Source organism: Nocardioides sp. NPDC054178 (assembly GCF_055585005.1).
The window spans coordinates 376581-393535 of record NZ_JBVJKY010000005.1 but is presented as its reverse complement, the minus strand read 5'-3'; the positions used below and the strand labels follow the sequence as shown (position 1 = coordinate 393535).

At 70.0% G+C, this 16955-nt stretch carries 19 protein-coding genes; 11 read left to right on the top strand and 8 right to left on the bottom strand.

The genetic code is table 11. The features are described from left to right. Positions 1-81 precede the first annotated feature (81 nt). From dapE to ACZ6WN_RS20365, 6 genes are all read left to right on the top strand, one after another. Positions 82-1167 carry a succinyl-diaminopimelate desuccinylase gene (gene dapE / locus ACZ6WN_RS20390; protein ID WP_465867115.1) on the top strand — a complete coding sequence of 362 codons (1086 nt, stop codon included), beginning with the start codon at positions 82-84 and terminating at the stop codon, positions 1165-1167. Then, positions 1164-1883 (top strand): LOG family protein, encoded by a 720-nt coding sequence (locus ACZ6WN_RS20385; RefSeq protein ID WP_357338850.1) that lies wholly within the window; start codon positions 1164-1166, stop codon positions 1881-1883. Before dapE ends, ACZ6WN_RS20385 begins: the two co-directional genes overlap by 4 nt. Further along, positions 1876-2226 (top strand): DivIVA domain-containing protein, encoded by a 351-nt coding sequence (locus tag ACZ6WN_RS20380; protein ID WP_465867113.1) that lies wholly within the window; start codon positions 1876-1878, stop codon positions 2224-2226. Before ACZ6WN_RS20385 ends, ACZ6WN_RS20380 begins: the two co-directional genes overlap by 8 nt. Positions 2227-2241: 15 nt before the next feature. Continuing rightward, entirely contained in the window at positions 2242-4071 is a 1830-nt protein-coding gene (locus tag ACZ6WN_RS20375) for a hypothetical protein (protein ID WP_465867111.1), read from the top strand. A 146-nt stretch (positions 4072-4217) separates the two neighbouring features. Beyond that, the gene (locus ACZ6WN_RS20370; protein ID WP_008358749.1) at positions 4218-4391 is read left to right on the top strand and encodes a DUF3117 domain-containing protein; all 174 of its coding nucleotides are present in this window, start codon (positions 4218-4220) and stop codon (positions 4389-4391) included. Beyond that, a complete protein-coding gene (locus tag ACZ6WN_RS20365) occupies positions 4392-5915 on the top strand; it encodes a leucyl aminopeptidase family protein (RefSeq protein WP_465867109.1) in 1524 nt (507 codons plus the stop codon). It begins immediately after the preceding gene. Between the two features lie 132 nt (positions 5916-6047). Here ACZ6WN_RS20365 and ACZ6WN_RS20360 read toward each other — a convergent pair whose 3' ends face one another. Together ACZ6WN_RS20360 and ACZ6WN_RS20355 are read right to left on the bottom strand one after the other, a co-directional pair. After that, positions 6048-6299, bottom strand: a complete 252-nt coding sequence (locus ACZ6WN_RS20360; RefSeq protein WP_465867247.1) for a hypothetical protein — start codon at positions 6297-6299, stop codon at positions 6048-6050. A 261-nt stretch (positions 6300-6560) separates the two neighbouring features. Beyond that, entirely contained in the window at positions 6561-7196 is a 636-nt protein-coding gene (locus ACZ6WN_RS20355) for an O-methyltransferase (RefSeq protein WP_465867108.1), read from the bottom strand. Between the two features lie 178 nt (positions 7197-7374). Here ACZ6WN_RS20355 and sigE point away from each other — a divergent pair, with 178 nt between their 5' ends. The 3 genes from sigE (at position 7375) to ACZ6WN_RS20340 (ending at position 9936) form a co-directional block, all read left to right on the top strand. Next, on the top strand, positions 7375-7971 hold the full coding sequence (gene sigE / locus ACZ6WN_RS20350) for an RNA polymerase sigma factor SigE (RefSeq protein ID WP_222118728.1): 597 nt from the start codon (positions 7375-7377) through the stop codon (positions 7969-7971). Next, entirely contained in the window at positions 7968-8459 is a 492-nt protein-coding gene (locus ACZ6WN_RS20345; RefSeq protein ID WP_465867106.1) for a hypothetical protein, read from the top strand. Before sigE ends, ACZ6WN_RS20345 begins: the two co-directional genes overlap by 4 nt. Positions 8460-8529: 70 nt before the next feature. Beyond that, positions 8530-9936 carry a S1C family serine protease gene (locus ACZ6WN_RS20340; protein WP_465867105.1) on the top strand — a complete coding sequence of 469 codons (1407 nt, stop codon included), beginning with the start codon at positions 8530-8532 and terminating at the stop codon, positions 9934-9936. Between the two features lie 102 nt (positions 9937-10038). On the opposite strand, the gene ACZ6WN_RS20335 is transcribed toward ACZ6WN_RS20340, so the two are convergent. From ACZ6WN_RS20335 to ACZ6WN_RS20325, 3 genes are all read right to left on the bottom strand, one after another. Continuing rightward, entirely contained in the window at positions 10039-10299 is a 261-nt protein-coding gene (locus tag ACZ6WN_RS20335; RefSeq protein ID WP_465867104.1) for a helix-turn-helix domain-containing protein, read from the bottom strand. 123 nt (positions 10300-10422) lie between these two features. Beyond that, positions 10423-11766, bottom strand: coding sequence for a hypothetical protein (locus ACZ6WN_RS20330; RefSeq protein ID WP_465867102.1), 1344 nt, complete (start codon positions 11764-11766; stop codon positions 10423-10425). Then, on the bottom strand, positions 11763-12137 hold the full coding sequence (locus ACZ6WN_RS20325) for a hypothetical protein (protein ID WP_465867100.1): 375 nt from the start codon (positions 12135-12137) through the stop codon (positions 11763-11765). The genes ACZ6WN_RS20330 and ACZ6WN_RS20325 overlap by 4 nt, the downstream gene beginning before the upstream one ends. A 162-nt stretch (positions 12138-12299) precedes the next feature. Here ACZ6WN_RS20325 and ACZ6WN_RS20320 point away from each other — a divergent pair, with 162 nt between their 5' ends. Beyond that, a complete protein-coding gene (locus tag ACZ6WN_RS20320; RefSeq protein WP_465867098.1) occupies positions 12300-13784 on the top strand; it encodes a wax ester/triacylglycerol synthase family O-acyltransferase in 1485 nt (494 codons plus the stop codon). Positions 13785-13788: 4 nt separating this feature from the next. After that, on the top strand, positions 13789-14130 hold the full coding sequence (locus tag ACZ6WN_RS20315) for a DUF6912 family protein (protein WP_465867097.1): 342 nt from the start codon (positions 13789-13791) through the stop codon (positions 14128-14130). Between the two features lies 1 nt (position 14131). Here ACZ6WN_RS20315 and ACZ6WN_RS20310 read toward each other — a convergent pair whose 3' ends face one another. The 3 genes from ACZ6WN_RS20310 to ACZ6WN_RS20300 all read right to left on the bottom strand — a co-directional run bounded on the left by ACZ6WN_RS20310 (position 14132) and on the right by ACZ6WN_RS20300 (position 16832). After that, positions 14132-15709, bottom strand: a complete 1578-nt coding sequence (locus ACZ6WN_RS20310) for a lysyl oxidase family protein (protein WP_465867095.1) — start codon at positions 15707-15709, stop codon at positions 14132-14134. A 122-nt stretch (positions 15710-15831) separates the two neighbouring features. After that, positions 15832-16308 carry a DUF2505 domain-containing protein gene (locus ACZ6WN_RS20305; RefSeq protein WP_465867093.1) on the bottom strand — a complete coding sequence of 159 codons (477 nt, stop codon included), beginning with the start codon at positions 16306-16308 and terminating at the stop codon, positions 15832-15834. 50 nt (positions 16309-16358) lie between these two features. Beyond that, entirely contained in the window at positions 16359-16832 is a 474-nt protein-coding gene (locus tag ACZ6WN_RS20300; RefSeq protein WP_465867091.1) for a DUF2505 domain-containing protein, read from the bottom strand. Between the last annotated feature and the right edge of the window lie 123 nt (positions 16833-16955).

The following is a 16955-nucleotide window of genomic DNA, read 5'->3' as shown; positions in this document are numbered from 1 at the left end:
CTAGCGTGTGAGTCGAGCGTCCGGGCGGATGTCCGGGATCCAGGCGTCGAGTTCTCATGGAGGGCTGGTTGACTAACGCCTGTGACAACCAGTCCTGACACTCCCGAGATCGACCTGACGACCGACGTGGTAACGCTGACCCGGCAGCTGATGGACATCAACTCGGTGAGCCTCGACGAGCTGGAACTGGCCGACGCGGTGGAGCGCGCGCTGACGGCGTACGACCACCTCGTCGTCGAGCGGCGGGGCAACTCGATCGTGGCGCGCACCGACCTCGGCCTCCCCGAGCGGGTGGTCATCGCGGGTCACCTCGACACCGTGCCGGTGAACGGCAACTTCCCGAGCCGCCTCGACGAGGCCGCCGGCATCCTGCACGGCCTCGGCGCCTGCGACATGAAGTCCGGCGACGCGGTCATCCTCAAGCTCGCCGCCACCCTTCAGGCGCCCAACCGCGACGTGACGTACGTCTTCTACGACGCGGAGGAGATCGAGGCCGTCCACAACGGTCTCGGCAAGCTCGCGGCGAGCGAGCCCGACCTCCTCGCGGGAGACTTCGCGATCCTGATGGAGCCCTCCAACGCCGGCGTCGAGGCCGGCTGCCAGGGCACGCTGCGGGTCGAGGTGCGCACCACCGGCGAGCGCTCCCACAGCGCCCGCTCCTGGCGCGGCGTCAACGCCATCCACAAGGCCGGCGAGGTGCTGCGCCGCCTGGAGTCGTACGTCCCGCGCAAGCCGGTCATCGACGGGCTGGAGTATCACGAGGGCCTCAACGCGGTCTTCGTCGCCGGGGGAGTGGCGGGCAACGTGATCCCCGACGAGTGCGTCGTCACGGTCAACTACCGCTTCGCGCCGGACCGGAGCGAGGAGGAGGCGCTGGCGTTCGTGACCGAGTTCTTCGAGGGCTACGACGTGACCCTGACCGACTCCGCGCCCGGGGCGCTGCCGGGCCTGGACCGGCCGGCGGCCAAGGCCTTCATCGAAGCGGTCGGAGGCGAGGTCGGGCCCAAGTTCGGCTGGACCGATGTGGCGCGGTTCACGGTTCTCGGCATACCGGCGGTCAACTATGGTCCAGGGGACCCGATGTTCGCCCACAAGGCCGACGAGCACGTGCGGATCTCCGAGATCACCACCTGCGAGCAGGCCCTTCGTGATTGGTTGACCGCATGACCCGACGCAGCGGCTCCGGCCCACGCCCCACCAAGTGGCGCCCGGCCGGAAGCACCACCGACCAGCGACTGCTGGACAGCTCCGGCCACGGCGACTGGGTCCACACCGATCCGTGGCGGGTCATGAAGATCCAGGCCGAGTTCGTCGAGGGGTTCAACGACCTCTCCGAGATCGGCCCGGCGATCAGCGTCTTCGGGTCGGCGCGCACGCCCCAGGACCACCCGACCTACGCCCAGGCCGAGGCGATCGGCCGCGGCCTGGCCGAGGCCGGCTTCGTGGTGATCACCGGCGGCGGGCCGGGCACGATGGAGGCGGCCAACAAGGGCGCTCTGGAGGCCGGTGGCGAGTCGATCGGCCTCGGCATCGAGCTGCCCTTCGAGGCCAGGCTCAACGACTACGTCAGCTTCGGGCTCAACTTCCGCTACTTCTTCGTGCGGAAGATGATGTTCGTGAAGTACTCCCAGGGCTACGTCGTCATGCCCGGCGGTCTCGGCACCATGGACGAGCTCTTCGAGGCGATGACGCTGTCCCAGACCAAGAAGATCACCCAGTTCCCGATCGTGCTCATGGGCGTTGAGCACTGGCAGGGGCTGCTCGACTGGATGCGCGAGACGATGCTGGCCGACGGCCGGATCAAGCAGAGCGATCTGGACATGATCACCCTCACCGACGACGTGGACGAGGCGGTCGAGCTGATGTTGAAGGCGCGTGACTGAGGCGATGGGTTGGATCTTCGCGGCACTCATCGTGCTGGCTCTCGGCGGAGTCGCGCTCGTAGCCGCCGGCGCGGGCGCGCCGATGGGGGAGGAGTACGGCGACCAGCCCGACGCTCTGGTGCCCCGCGACCGCGTCCTGGAGGCGGCAGACCTACGCCGCGTACGTTTCTCGGTGGCCCTCCGCGGCTACCGGATGGACGAGGTGGACGCACTGATCGCCCGCCTTGCCGAGGAGGCAGAATGGCGTGAGTCGACCGCGGCCGGCGATGCCGGTGCCGAGGTCGGAGTCGGGGGACTCACATCACAAACGCCCGAGCCCGATTCGGGCTCGCCCGACGTCTAGGACAGAATCGCTGCCGTGAGCTTCGCTGCCGTACTCGTCTACGCCGTGACCGCCCTGGTCGCGGTCATCGTCGCGCTCACCTACCTCAAGCCACATCTTCTGCAGCCGCAGGAGCCGGGGCTGCCGCCCAAGATCCACCTGTACGCCGGCGCGGCCGGTCTGCTCGTCTGGGTCCTCTTCCTCGCCTCGCCGTCGTCGTTCTTCCTCGGCGGCGACGTCCCGGGCGTGATCGGTCTCTTCGGGATCTGGCTCGCCGCGATCGCGGGCATCTACCTGCTCGCGCGTCGGCTCAAGGAGCAGCGCGCCGCAGCCGGCGCCCATGACGACTACGGCTACGACGAGGGTTACGAGGAGAGCTACGACGACGGCTACGGCTACGGCGACGAGGAGTACGCCCAGGGATATGCCCAGGGATACGCGGAGGACGGCTACGGCTACGACGAGACCGGCTACGCCGACTCGGCCGAGTATCCCGAGCCCGGTGGCCGGTCGGGCTACGCCGACCCGCGCCGACCGGTCCAGCAGCCTGTTCAGCAGCCCGTCGTCCCGCCCGCGGCTCCATCCGTGGCCCCGCGCGTCGCCCAGCCCGCTCAGCCCGCCGCCCGGCCCGCCGCTCAGCCCGCCGCTCAGCAGGGACGCCCGGCCGAACGCCGGCCCGAGCCTCGGCGAGCAGCGTCCGGTGTCGACGAGACCGCCGTGATGGCGCCGGTCGAGCGTGACCCCTCACCTGCTCCGGCGCCCGCACCTGCCCCGGCACCCGCCCCTGCACCCGCCCCGGGGCGCGAGGGGCAGATCGGTCGACGGGTGGCCGGCCGCCAGACACCGCCGCCGCCCGCCCCGCAGCCTCAGCCTTCCCCGCAGCGACCCCCGCGACGGGCGGCCGCACCTCAGCCGCCGGCACCTCAGCAGCCCGTACGTCACCAGCCCGAGCCTGCGCCTGAGCCTCCGGCTCGGCCGAGGCAGGACCGTGCGGCTCCGGCGCGACCCGCGCAGGAGCGGCGAGCCCCGGAGCAGCCGATGCGCGAGCGTCCGGCATCGCAGCGTCCGGCTCCCCAGCGTCCGGCCCCGCAGCGTCCCGCCCCGCAGCCTCCCGCGCCCGAGCAGCCTCAGCCGGGTCAGGGTGGTCCGGGCCGCAGCCAGGGCGGCCAGGACCCGTGGGGCCGCCGCCAGGAGCCGCCGCAGCGCCGCTCACGGGGCTACGACGATCGCTATGACGACCGTCGCAACGAGAGCCACGACGAGTTCGCCGACCGTCGCTTCCGGCGTGACAGCAGCTACTCGGACTACCCGGGTCAGCAGCAGCCGAGCCCGCCGCGCGCCCCGCGCCCCGCGCCCCGGCCCGCCCCTCAACCCGCACCCCAGCCTGCGCCGGCTCCCGCGCCGGCTCCCGCGCCGAGCCGAGAGTCCGGCCGGCGGGTGGAGCAGCGGCCCGAGACGTACGATCCCTACTCCTTCGAGTCCTACGGCCCGCAGGACCGGGACCGGGCCGAGCCCCCTGCCCAGACCCCGCCCGCGCCCGAGGCGCGGCCGCGTCGACGTCAGCGGGACGCAGGCTACGACGAGCCAGCCTACGCGGGCTACGACCAGGGCCACGACCAGGGGTACGACCCGGCGTACCCGCAGGGTTATGACTACCCTCCGGTAGGCTCGGGTCATCGCGACGAGGCGTACGACCGAGGCTATGACGAGCGCTACGACGACGCCTACGATCGGCCCGTCGAAGGTGGCCATCGCGACCACGACGGCGCGTTCCACGAGTCTTCCGGAGCGGCCATCGTGGTGCACATCACGCTGGTGATCCTCGCGATCTGGCTGACCTGGGCCTACGGGACCTCGGTCATCTGACAGGTTCGAAGGCAGGTCAACCCGCCGAAACTCCCACCTTGCCGTCAGGTCTGCTGACCTGATGAGGGATAATGGACGTGCAATGCGCGCTCCGAGGCCATCCGGCAGGTGAGCGCCGACACGCGAGACACGGAAGAAGGTGCCGCATGGCGGCGATGAAGCCGCGGACGGGAGACGGTCCGCTGGAGGTCACCAAGGAGGGTCGGGGCATCGTGATGCGGGTCCCGCTCGAGGGTGGTGGCCGGTTGGTCGTCGAACTGAACGCCGAAGAGGCCGCTGCGCTCGGCGAAGAGATCAAAGGTCTTGGGCTGAACGCGTAGATGACCACAACGCTGCCGTCACCGGCTCTGCCGTCCCAGGTCACGCCGCCCACCTTCACGCTCAGCCCGCTCGGTCCGGAGAGCCTCGATGCCGAGATCATCGCGCTGCCGGTCATCCCCGGCGAGGACGCGTTGGTCATCGGCCCCGGGGCCGCCGCCCTCGGCGACCACCACGACCTCCTGGGTCATCTCGAGTTCGAAGGTGCCACCGGCAGTGCCGGTGAGGTGACGACGTACGCCGTCACCGGCTCCGGCACCCTGCGACAGATCCTCCTGATCGGCGTCGGCGCGCAACGGCGCGACGACTTCCGGCGGGCGGGGGCGGCGCTGGCACGCGCCGTGAGGGATCGGTCCGAGGTGGTCACGACCGTTCCGGCGGTCGACCCGGAGGTCGGGCTGGAGCCGTTCGTGGCCGGCGCGACGCTGGGGTCCTTCCTCTTCCACTGGCGCTCCGAAGGCGCGCCGTGGACACCGGTGGAGACGATCACTCTGGCCGACCTCGGCGATGACCAGGCGGCAGCGTTGGCCCGGGCCCAGGCGATCGCGCGCGCCAGCTGGCGCGCGCGGTTCTTCTCCTCGGTCCCGAGCAACCTGAAGAACCCTGCCTGGCTCGCCGAGCAGGCGACGTCCCTGGCTGCCGAGAGCGCCTTGAAGGTCACCGTCTGGGACGAGAACGAGCTCGCGGCGGAGGGCTTCGGCGGCATCGTCGCGGTCGGTCAGGGCTCGGCGACCCCGCCGAGACTGATCCGGCTCGACTACACCCCGCGCAAGTCCGGGCGGAAGACCCCGACGGTGGTGCTGGTCGGCAAGGGCATCACCTTCGACACCGGCGGGCTCAACATCAAGCCCGGTGACGGCATGCTCAACATGAAGCGCGACATGACCGGGGGCGCGGTGGTGCTCGCGGTGATGTCGGCGCTGGCCGAGATCGGCTGCCCGGTCAAGGTGGTCGGGCTCATCGCCGCCGCGGAGAACGCCATCTCCGGCTCGGCGCTGCGCCCCGGCGACGTGGTCATCCACTACGGCGGCCGCACCTCCGAGGTCACCAACACCGACGCCGAGGGTCGCCTCGTGCTGGCCGACGCGATGGCGTACGCCGTGGACAAGCTCAAACCGGCCGCCCTGGTCGACATCGCCACCCTCACCGGTGCGATGCGGGTCGCGCTCGGGCAGACGATGGCGGGTTACTTCGCCGACGACGACGCGCTGGCCACACTGCTGGCCGAGGCCTCCGAGGTCTCCGGCGAGACGTTGTGGCGGATGCCGTTGGTCGCCGACTACGAGGACAAGCTCGCCTCGAAGGTGGCCGACGCCGACAATGCCCCCGGTGGGCCCGGTGCCATCACCGCCGCGCTCTTCCTGCACCACTTCACCGGTGGCATCCCGTGGGCCCACATCGACGTCGCCTGCGGTGATGCGTACGCCGACGTCCACGACCTCACCCCCGGCCCCACCGGCTTCGGTGCCCGGGTCCTCCTCACCTGGCTCGCCGACGCCGACCCTCTGGCCGGCGTCAGCTCCTGACGAGCCGTCACCCCCGTCGGCCGAGCCGTCACCTAGGTCGGTCGAGGGGTCGCCTAGGTCGGCCGAGCCGTCACTAGGTCGGTCGAGGGGTCGCCTAGGTCGGTCGAGGGGTCACCTAGGTCGGCCGAGGGGTCACCCATCGGTCGAACCGTCGCATGGGTCGGTCGAGCCGTCACCTGGGTTGGCCGACAGGTCGCCTAGGTTGGTCGAGCCGTCACTTAGGTCGGCCGAGCCGTCACTTAGGTCGGCCGAGCCGTCACTTAGGTCGGCCGAGCCGTCACTTGCGCTGACCGAGAGGTCACTCGCACTGGCCGAGTTGGCAGGTACGTGACGTCTCGGCCAGCGCGGTTGACGTCTCGGTCGACGGGGCGACGTCTCGGCCAGCGCGGTTGACGTCTCGATTGACGGGGGCGACGTCTCGGCCAGCGCGGGTGACGTATCGGCCGGCGCGGTTGACGTCTCGGCCGACGGGGCTGACGCCTCGACCGACAGGGCTGACGCCTCGGCCGACGGGGGCGACTTCTCGGCCGACGGGGCTGACGTCTCGGTCGACGCGGGTGACGCCTCGGCGGATCGGGCGGCTACTCACGTGCTCGACGCGCACGGACGAGCAAGCGACCGTGGACTCTGCTGCGGTCGACTCGGCTAGCTCTTGCGGGCGAGCAGGAGGCCGTCGCCGACGGGGAGAAGCAGCGGGATCAGGCCGTCGTGGTCGGCGACCTGCTGGTTGAGCTCGCGGATGGTGGCGGTCTCCTCGTCGCGTACGGACGGGTCTGCCACGCGGTCGTGCCACAGCGCGTTGTCGAAGGCGACGACGCCGCCGGGGCGGAGCAGGCGCAGCGCCTCCTTGAGGTAGGCGGAGTACTCGGTCTTGTCGCCGTCGACGAAGACGATGTCGTAGTGGTTGTCCGTCAACCGGGGGAGGACGTCGAGGGCGGCGCCGGCGATGCACCGAGCCTGGCGCTGGCCGAAGCCGGCCTCGGTAAAGCTCTGGCGGGCCAGCCGCTGGTGCTCGGTCTCGATGTCGACGGTGGTCAGGACGCCGTCGGGACGCATGCCGCGCAGCAGCCACAGCCCGGAGACACCGGTGCCGGTGCCGACCTCGACGACGTTCTTGGCATCGAGGACGGAGGCGAGGAAGCGCAGCGCGGCGCCGCCGCCCGACCCGATCGGCGCGACGCCGACCTCCTCGGCCCGGGATCGGGCGGCAGCGAGGAGGTCGTCCTCCGCGACGAACTCGTCGGCGTAGGTCCAACTTGCGGTCGAGACAGGGCTGGTCACACCGCAAAACCTAACCTGTTTCGCGCAACGGTGCGGGAACGCCTGATCCAACTTGTGCGTTGGAAGAGCACAGGAAGAGGAAAAATAGGAGCCTCACAGGCAACTCTCAGCCCTTCCGGTCCCAGGCGATCTACCGTAGGAGATGTCAGCGATCAGCGAGACAGTCGACAGGAGCACCATGACCGCGGAACCCACGCAGGCCCCGACCGTAGAGCCGGGTGTTCCGACGTGGGACGAGATCGTGGAGAAGCACTCCGACCGGGTCTACCGGCTCGCTTACCGTCTCACCGGCAACCGCCACGACGCGGAGGACCTCACCCAAGAGGTCTTCGTACGCGTCTTCCGCTCTCTCGACACCTACAGCCCCGGCACCTTCGAGGGCTGGCTGCACCGGATCACCACCAACCTCTTCCTCGACCAGGCCCGTCGTAAGCAGCGGATCCGCTTCGATGCCCTCTCCGACGAGCGCGCCTCGCGCTTGACGAGCAGCGGCCCGACGCCGGACGTGGCCTACACCGACCAGCGCTTCGACGACGACATCGAGCGCGCGCTGGCTACGCTGCCGCCCGACTTCCGGGCCGCGGTCGTGCTCTGTGACGTGGAGGGGCTCTCCTACGAGGAGATCTCCGAGATCCTCGGTGCCAAGCTCGGCACCGTCCGCTCGCGTATCCACCGCGGCCGGGCGATGCTCCGTGACGCTCTCGCCCACCGCGCCCCGCGCGGCGGACGGCTGCGTCACTCCGGGCCCAAGGTGTTGTGGGGCGGGGCTTCATGAGTCTTCTGGGCAACCACCTCGGCGCACGCACCAGCGCCCTTCTCGACGGACAGCTCCCTGCGGCGGAGGAAGAGCGGGCCTGGTCGCACGTGCACGAGTGCTGCGCCTGCCGCCGCGCCGTGGAGCGCGAGGGCTGGCTCAAGCGACGCCTCGCGGGTCTCGGTGTCGACCCCGGGGTCACCGCACCGGCCGACCTGAAGGGCTCGCTCCGTGGCGGCGCCCTGGCCGCCTCGATGCAACGTCCTGAGCTTGTCGACGGGTGGCCGGCCGACGACCTCGACCAGCCCTACCCCGACCCCCGGTCGATGCGGCGTACGTTGGTGATGGTCGCCGCCGGTGGTGGTGCCGTCGGCGCCGCTGTCTTCGGCATGTTCACCTTCGCCGCCGCGCCGGCCGACGCGCCGGTGCCCAGGAACCTTCCGGTCACCGCGGTCACCCAGCTCCCGGGCGCCCCGGGCGCTCCCGTCGTCGCCCACGTACGCCGCTGAGCCTCGGCCCGGCGACGCGACACGAGACCCGGGCTGCCCATTGTTGGGGCGAGTGGGAAGAATGGGTGTCGTGACGCAGGAACCACAAGACGACCAGTCGCGGCCGATCTCCCGCTGGGCACCACCGTCCAACGTGCCCCCGGCCGGACAGTCGTCCCCTGACGACCTTGTCGAGGACGAGCGGGACACGGCCGAGGTGCCGTTGCCGGGGATGCCCGGGCCTGCCGCCGCGCCGGCTCCGGCCGCCGACACCGCCCCACTGCCGCCCACGGCGCCGCCCATGGTGCCGCCACCACCGGGCGGGTCCCTGCCCGGGTTCGAGGGCCCGCCTGCGCCACCACCGTCCTCACCCCGGACCGACTCCTCGCAGCGACGCCGCGTCCCCGGCCCGATCTGGGCGCTCGCGGCCGCGGTCGCGTTCCTGCTCGGAGTGCTGGGAGGCTACGCGGGCGGAGTGCTCGAGGACCAGGACGACATGTCGAGCCTGGCCGGCGGTGGGCTCGACCCCGGCTCGATCGAGACCGACGCGCCCCTGGCGGGCGACGACGCCAGCATCGTGAAGGTGGCCGCGACGCTGCTGCCCTCGACGGTCCAGATCTTCGCCGAGTACCAGGGTGTGGAGGACGCCGCGACCGGCTCTGGTTTCGTCTTCGACCGAAACGGCCACGTGGTGACCAACAACCACGTGGTCGCCGACGCGGCCAAGGCCAAGGGCAGCATCGAGGTGGTCGACCACAAGGGTCGCCGCTACCAGGCCGACGTGATCGGGCGCAGCGCCGTCTACGACCTCGCGGTCCTCGACGTTCCCGAGGTCAAGGAGCTCGAGCCGGCCTCGCTCGGCAGCACAGCACGGCTGAGGATCGGTGAGGGCGTCGTCGCCATCGGCTCGCCGCTGGGCCTCAGCTCCACGGTGACCTCGGGCATCGTCAGCGCGCTCCAGCGTCCGGTGAGCACCGGGCAGACCGAGGACGACACCTCCTACATCAACGCCGTCCAGACCGACGCGGCGATCAACCCCGGCAACTCCGGCGGTCCGTTGGTCAATCTCGTCGGCCAGGTGATCGGGGTCAACTCGGCCATCGCGACCGCGGGCGGCGGCGAAGGCGGAGAGAGCGGCAGCATCGGCGTCGGCTTCGCGATCCCGATCGACCAGGTCAAGGTGACCGCTGCGCAGATCCTGAAGACCGGCAAGGCCACCTACCCGATCGTCGGCGCCTCCGTCGACGTGCAGGCCGTCGACCACAACGGGGCTCTGATCTCGGTGGTCGATGCCGGCTCGCCCGCGGCCGCCGGTGGGCTCAAGGACGGCGACCGGGTCACCAAGGTCGGAGATGTCACCGTCACCGACGGGATCGGCATGATCGTCGCCATCCGCGCCCACCAGCCCGGGGAGACGGTCGAGTTCACGGTGATGCGCAACGGCGCCCGTCATCAGCTCAAGATCAAGCTGGAGGCGCAGACCGAGAACCTCGCCTGACAGACACGGAAAAGACGCGAAGAGCTGCTCGGCACCATGCCTGGCAGCTCTTCGCGTTGTTGTGGGGAAGGTTTAGTTGTGGGGGTTTGAGGTTGCTGTGACTCAAGAAGCGTCCGGCGTGGCAGCGGGCGCAGCGGCCTCTGCCTCGACGAACGGGTGGTCGGCCACGAAGGCCTTGGTCTGCGAGTACATGTCATCGATGAACTTCTCGAGGACGCTGGACTCAACGCGCCACTGGCCGCGTCCGCCGATCTTGATGGCAGGGAGCTCACCACGGCGGACAAGGGCATAGACCTGTGCGCTCGAGGTGTTGAGCACCTCGGCGACGTCGGCAAGAGTCAGGAAGCGGGGGGTACCAGACATAAGGATCAGTCTCCCAGACTCTGCAAGCGGCCGTAAACCATCGAGCCAACCTGTTAGTCCGCATTAGGTACTGTTGCGCTGCTTTGTGGATGCGTGGTGGGTGAACCGTGAAGCAGTGAGGCGCTAGGCGGCGAAGAGCAGGTACAACCCACCGACAGTGAAGCCGACCATCGTGAGCAGAAGCGGGATCTGCCCGGTCACGAGGTGCTGCTTGGGGAGCACCTGGAGCGCCCGGATGTGCGCCGACCAGACTCCCAGCACGTGTCCGGTGATCACCGCGGCCACCTTGATGACGGCCAGCAGCGTGGCGTGGAAGGCGAAGAAGTAGGAGACCGGCAGGTCGGCGGTTCCGAACCAGTCGCTTCCGTTTCCGAACGGATCCGAGGCGTTGCGCAGCGTCGCAAGCCCGCTCTCCCAGAAGTAGCTGAGGTAGTGGGCCACGACGTAGCCGACGATGATCGGCACCAGCGAGGGCGCCAGCTCCCCGGGCAGCGCCCGGCGGGGCACGTCACCGACGCCGGTCAGCATCGTGCCCGCGCAGTAGAACCCGGCCACGAGCAGCGGGAACGCGATCAGGGCGATGTTGCTGATCAGGTAGGCGGTGCCGGCTGACATCTCCGGGTTCTGCACGAACTGGAGCCACGTCGGCGACTCCCGGTACGAGTCGTAGACGATGGTGCCGAAGAGCACCGAGACGACCGCGACCAGCCCCGGGGTCGGACGCAGGGTGTCCAGGTTGCCGAGCGGGGTCCGCAGGACCAGGTTGCCGGCCGGCGTACGTCCCCACACCGACAGGCGCGCGGTCAGCGAGGAGTAGACCTCGAACGGGTCGCAGCGCTCCAGGAACTCCTCGCCGAAGAGCACGCCGCCGAGGATCATCACGGCCAGGTAGACCGCCAGCCACAGGCGTACGGGGCCGAGGTAGTTGTTCTCCGGGTAGACGAGCTCGAGCCAGGCGAAGGCGAGCAGCGCCAACGCTGCGGGCCAGTAGCCGAGGCGCTCGGGCAGGCGCAGCGGCGGGTCGCCGGCACCGCGCAGCCAGGTCAGTCCGGCCACGATCGTGCGCGCCGGGCTGATCGCCCTCCAGACCCGCCCGAAGAGCAGGGAGAACGGGACGATGCCGACCCACAGCCAGACGTACGTCATCCCGAAGATGGGGTTGTTGGCGTTGTCCGAGCCGGCGAAGGCGACCAGCACGAAATAGGCGAAGATCAGCAGGCCGACGACGCGCCACAGGGCGATCCAGGCGGGGGAGTCGACGACACGCCCGAGACGGGGCAGCGGCCAGCCGCGTGGATTGCGTACGCCAACCACTTGGCCCTCGGCGGCGCGCTTGGTGGTCAGCACCAGCAGCCCGAAGGAGAGGAGGAGGGCGAGGACCGCGCCCGCGATGACGTACTCGAGTGGCAGGGGGAGGTCCTGGCGACCACCCACTCCGTGGGTGAGGAGCCCCGAGAAATGGTTCACTGCACCTCGAGGGTGACGATGGTCTTGCCGAGGGTGTGGGACTCCACCTCGTACTGACCAGGGATCTCGAACGAGCCCAGGCTGATCCGGGTGGTGCCCACGCCGTAGGCGGCGGACTGCTCGGGGTCGGAGTGCACGTGGATCTCGCCGGCGGCGTCGGCGGTCACGTCGAGCTCGACCCCGTGGCCGACGGGGACGTCGATCTGGGTCCCGTGCGGGTCGACCGAGTCGCCGGAGAAGTTGATCTCGACGACCACCGGGTCGCTGTCTTTGCTGGGCTCGGTGGCGACGTCGTTTCCGCAGGCTGTCGCGATGGACGCGATCCCGCAGATTGCTGCCACGACCGCGATGATCCGGGTCGTGAGGCGCATTACTCCCCCGTTTCGTGGGCTAAGTTCAAGCTGGCTTCTGCCACAATCGCACATGAACCAAAGAGGGGGCTGAGAGGGCATGAGCGAGCGCCAGCGAGCGAATCATGGGACCGACACGGCGCTGCGTCCGGACCTCGGCGCCAGCGCTACGGAGGTGGCGGCATGAGCGATCGGCTGAAGGCGCGTGATGTGGCCTTCCTGGACGGTGAGACGCTGTCGGTGCCGCACCAGGTGGCGAGCATCGAGCTGCTCGAGCCGAAGCGGAGCTCGAGGCAGCCGGCGGATCCGAAGGCGGAGGGCTTCGACTACGGCGCCTTCCTCGAGCACGTCGAGGACCGGCTCGCGTTCGTGCCGCGCTACCGCCAGCGGGTCCGTGTCGTTCCCGGCCGCATCGCCTACCCCGTCTGGGCCGACGACGACCGGTTCGACCTCACCTACCACGTACGCCGCTCCGCGCTGCCCCGCCCGGGCTCGATGGATCAGCTCCTCGACCTCGCCGGCAGGATCGTCTCCCGGCCCCTGGACCGCTCCCGGCCGTTGTGGGAGCTCTACGTCATCGAGGGCCTGGCCGGGGACCGGGTCGCGCTGATCACCAAGACCCACCAGGCGCTGGTGGACGGCGCCGAGACCGTCGACCTGGTCCAGCTGCTGCTCGACGACAAGCCCGAGGTCGGACCGGTCGTGCCCGACCTGTGGGAGCCGCCCGAGCCGCAGTCGAGCGCGCGCCTGGTCGCGGGCGCGGTCTTCGACGCGGTCACCTCGGTCAGCGGCCTGAGCGGCACGGCACGCAGCCTGGGCGGCTTCGCCCTGGGGCGGGTCACCGGTGTGGCCAAGGACGTCCAGAACGCGGGCGCCGGCATCGCCCGCGCGCTCACCCGCCGGGCCCCGGAGCGGCCGACGCCGCTGAAGGGGACGCTCTCCCAGCAGCGGCTCGTGGTCACGCTCCAGGCCGACCTGGCCGACTTCCGCCGCATCCGGGACACCCACGGCGGCACCGTCAACGACGTCATCCTCGCCGCCGTCACCGGCGGTCTGCGCGCCTGGCTGATGACCCGGCAGCAGTCGCTGTCCGGCGTACGCCAGGTGCCGGCGCTGGTGCCGGTCTCGGTGATCGACGAGGAGCTCGACCCGACCCAGCTCGGCTCCGCGGTGGCGCCCCACTTCGTGGTGCTCCCGGTCGCGGAGCCGTCGCCGGTGGTCCGTCTCCACCAGGTGTCCTACTCCTTCGAGCAGCACCAGGCCAACGCCCGCACGGTCAGTGCGCAGCGGCTGGCCGGGATCAGCGGCTTCGCCCCGGCGACCTTCCACATGGTCGGCTCCCGGCTGGCCGCCGAGAGCGAGCACGACTACCTGCTCTCGGTGTGCAACGTGCCCGGCCCGCAGGAGCCGCGCTACGCGGCCGGCTCGCGGCTGGTGGCGTCCTACCCCATCCATCCGCTGGCCGAGGGGCACACCCTCGCGATCGGGATGACCTCCTACGACGGCCAGGTCTTCTTCGCGATCACTGCCGACCGTGACCTGGTGCCCGACGCGTCGCTGGTCGGACAGTGCATCACCGAGGCCCTCGACGAGCTGCTCGACACCGCCTCGGGACGCCGCTTCCGTGCGCCCCGAGGTCTGCGTGTCGTCAAGAACACCGGAGAATGAACCCGTGACCCGCATCTACGTACCCGCCACGCTCGAGCTGCTCGCTGACTGGTACGCCGCGGGCGAGCTGCCCGGCACCGCCGACGGCTACGCGGCCCCCGACGACAGCGAGGAGGCCGAGTACGCCGCGCTGATGAGTGCCGCCGACGACTCGGCGGCACTCCTGGCCGGCCCCGGGCGACGGGTCGTGGTCGTCGTCGACGCTCCCGCTGCCCTGGGCGACCAGGTCGTGCCGCTCAAGCTCGTCGCCGCGGTCCACGCCGACCTGGCGGATCGCCCGGCCGGCGCGGACCCCGATGAGGATCTGGGCTGGTTCGCGACCCAGGAGATCCCGAACCTGATCTAGGTCACTCCTCGTTCCACCAGGTCTCGGTGTCGATGCCCTGGTAGGGAGGGACCTTGACCGTGCGGGCGCCGGCCTTGCCGCCGATGGTGATGGTGCGGTAGCTGATGTTGTTCGACCGGGTCCGCTCGTAGAGGTTGCCGTCGGGGTTGACGGTGACTTTGATCCGGTAGGTGCCGTTCTTGACCTTGCTCAGGTCGAAGGCCTGGGTCTGGGACTGGTTGTAGGTGTCGCCCCAGCCCGTCGGCATGCTCTCCCGCAGCCAGAGCGCGGACTTCTCGCCACAGGCCGACTCCAGACCGGTCTGGCCGGGCCGCATCGTCGCGCCGGGCACGGTCAGGTCCACGGGGTCGGTGGGCGCGAGGCACCACGACTGCTTGCCGCTGGTCGAGACCACCTTGTCCTTGGCGTCGACCAGCTCGTACTTGGCGAAGTCGAGGAAGTGCCAATGGTTGTGCTCGGGCGCCTCGTGGAACTCCATGGTGCCGGTCTTCTTGACCCCGACCTGCTTACCGTCGCGGTAGAACATCTGGTAGGCGTCCATCACCGGCGTGGTGCCGCGGCGGAAGCCCTCGACGATCATCGGTGCGGGGCCGGCGTTCCACTCGTTGGCGGCGAAGTTGAGACGGTCGGTGCCGCCCTCGTCGACCTCGGTCGTGATCTGCCAGGCGGGCAGCGAGATCAGGTCGGGCAGGGTGTCCTTCGTGGGCTTGCCCGGCTTGATCACGCCGAGAGCGCCGCCCAGGGGGAGTCGGCCGCGGCCGTTCTCGCCGCCCTCCAGCGACTCTCGGGGCACCACGGTGCGGGCACCCTGGTCCTCCTCGGCTCCGTGGGCCGAGCGAGCGCCCATCCCGCCCTCACCCTCGCAGCCGCCCTCCGGGCACCCGTCGACGATGACCAGGTTCTGCTTGGCGCTGCGGCTCGCCTTGGGCAGGCCGAGGAAGTCGGCGACGGGCTTGCTGACGCTCATCGTCATGGTGAGCGCGGTCTCGCCCTTGGTCTCGAACTCGAGGTCGGAGACGGTCGGGACCGCCATGCCCCGCTCGATCCCGTACAGGACGCCCTTGGTGAACCAGTTGCCGCCGCAGAACTCGGGATAGACGGGGCCGGTCGCGCCGTCGGTCTGCACCCGCTGCCGGTCGTAGCCGCCGGGACACAGCGGCCGGCGCTCGTCGAGGACCACCTTGCCGGCCTTGTTCTTGAGCGTGACCCGGAGGCCGTCCTTGAAGCCCTTCATCCCGTCGACGATCGAGCCGGGCGCGGTCGTGGTGGTGCGCTTCTTGCCCCGGATCACGGTCTTGGTCAGCTTGACCGGCTTGTCGTAGGCCGCGTGGCTGGCCCGGAACTCGAAGGCCGCGTCATAGGCGGCCAGCCAGACCGAGGGCTGGACGTACGCCACCCCTTCGTAGGCCTCCACCTCGACGGTGTCGGCAGCGGCGACGAGCTTCAACGTTCCCTTGCCGGTGGTGCCGCTGGCGGCACCGTAGTTCGCCGTCACCGTCGTGGTGACGAGGAGCGCGGCTGCGACCAGTCCGATGCCGGCCGAGACCAGCTGCCGGGCGCGAGTGCGAGGTTTGACCATCGAGTTCCCCTTTGAACGGCCTGGATCCCTCCCGATCCGAGGCGCCGAGTGGCCGGCAAAAGTGGTGCCCGCCGCATAGGGGACGGCTGGTTCTCCGGTTCGGTTGCACCGAACCAGAAAGATCAGCGAGAAAGGTACGCCGCGCCGACCGCCTGCTCGAGGTCGAAGGCCTTGAGCATCAGCTCCTCGACGTACGCCTCGAGCTTGGCCCCGACCAGCGGCACGGGCACCTTGATGTTCAGCCGCACGCTCTCGGTGGTGCGTCCGTCGGACTCGGACAGCGAGATGTTGCCGCGCAGGGTCGCCAGGCCGCCGGGGACGGTGATGTCGACGACGGCGACGGTGTCGGAGGACCAGACCTCGCTCTGGTGGACGGTGAGGTCGCCGGAGACGATGCGCTTCGCGAAGGAGGGTACGCCGACCGTCGACTGCACCCGGTCGATGCGGACCTCCCGCGGTGCACCGCCGATGGTCACCCGGCGGCGGAGCGCGCCCTGGGCGTCGGCGACGCGCTCGCGGAAGCCCGGATCAGCGAGCATCGCGGACACCTCACCCATGCGGGCGTCGTAGACGAGCTCGTGCTGAAGGGTCGTCGTCATTGCCGAATCCTTTGGGGCTCTTCTGCGGGTTGGGACGGGGATGAGGTGGCTCAGGCGGCGAGCCAGCGGGTGCCCACCTCATGCTCCTTCTCGAGTGCCTTCTTGAAGATCGAGAGGATGAGATCCTCCAGCTTTCCGCTGACCAGGGGCACATTCACCGTAGCGGTCAGGGTGACCGTCTCGATGGTCTTCGTGCCGTTCTCGGCCAGTCGGGCGATGCCGGAGAGCGAGCCCGGCTTGCCCGGCAGGGTGAGCTTGAGGTCGCCGGAGGTGAAGTCGGCCGACCAGATCTCGTCCTGGTGCACCTCGATGGTGTCGCCGACGAACTTCTTCGCGAACCCGGGCACCCCGTTGACCTTCTGGGCGTAGCGGATGCTCACCGTGGACCCGGTGATCGCCACGCTCCTGGACAGCGCGTGCTGGGCGTCGCAGACCTGCTCGCGGAACGCCGCGTCGGCGAGCATCCCGGAGACGGCTGCGATCGGGGCGTCGTAGGCGAGGTCGACCGACAGCTTTTTGCTCATGACCACACATCATGACGCCTAGGTGGGCCGGAGTCATCAGTGAAGCGGCCGAGAGAACCGACACATTCTTTGAGTATGCTCTTTACCGCGGCGCGTGCGGCTGGGCGATCGGCCTATGACTCA

Excerpts from the sequence above, each read along its gene's own strand:
- ACZ6WN_RS20370 (WP_008358749.1), top strand. The coding sequence starts at position 4,218 with ATGGCGGCGATGAAGCCGCGGACGGGAGACGGTCCGCTGGAGGTCACC.
- ACZ6WN_RS20335 (WP_465867104.1), bottom strand. The coding sequence starts at position 10,299 with ATGTCTGGTACCCCCCGCTTCCTGACTCTTGCCGACGTCGCCGAGGTG.
- ACZ6WN_RS20305 (WP_465867093.1), bottom strand. The coding sequence starts at position 16,308 with ATGACGACGACCCTTCAGCACGAGCTCGTCTACGACGCCCGCATGGGT.
- ACZ6WN_RS20365 (WP_465867109.1), top strand. The coding sequence starts at position 4,392 with ATGACCACAACGCTGCCGTCACCGGCTCTGCCGTCCCAGGTCACGCCG.
- ACZ6WN_RS20300 (WP_465867091.1), bottom strand. The coding sequence starts at position 16,832 with ATGAGCAAAAAGCTGTCGGTCGACCTCGCCTACGACGCCCCGATCGCA.
- sigE (WP_222118728.1), top strand. The coding sequence starts at position 7,375 with ATGACCGCGGAACCCACGCAGGCCCCGACCGTAGAGCCGGGTGTTCCG.
- ACZ6WN_RS20345 (WP_465867106.1), top strand. The coding sequence starts at position 7,968 with ATGAGTCTTCTGGGCAACCACCTCGGCGCACGCACCAGCGCCCTTCTC.
- ACZ6WN_RS20325 (WP_465867100.1), bottom strand. The coding sequence starts at position 12,137 with ATGCGCCTCACGACCCGGATCATCGCGGTCGTGGCAGCAATCTGCGGG.
- ACZ6WN_RS20320 (WP_465867098.1), top strand. The coding sequence starts at position 12,300 with ATGAGCGATCGGCTGAAGGCGCGTGATGTGGCCTTCCTGGACGGTGAG.
- ACZ6WN_RS20385 (WP_357338850.1), top strand. The coding sequence starts at position 1,164 with ATGACCCGACGCAGCGGCTCCGGCCCACGCCCCACCAAGTGGCGCCCG.
- ACZ6WN_RS20310 (WP_465867095.1), bottom strand. The coding sequence starts at position 15,709 with ATGGTCAAACCTCGCACTCGCGCCCGGCAGCTGGTCTCGGCCGGCATC.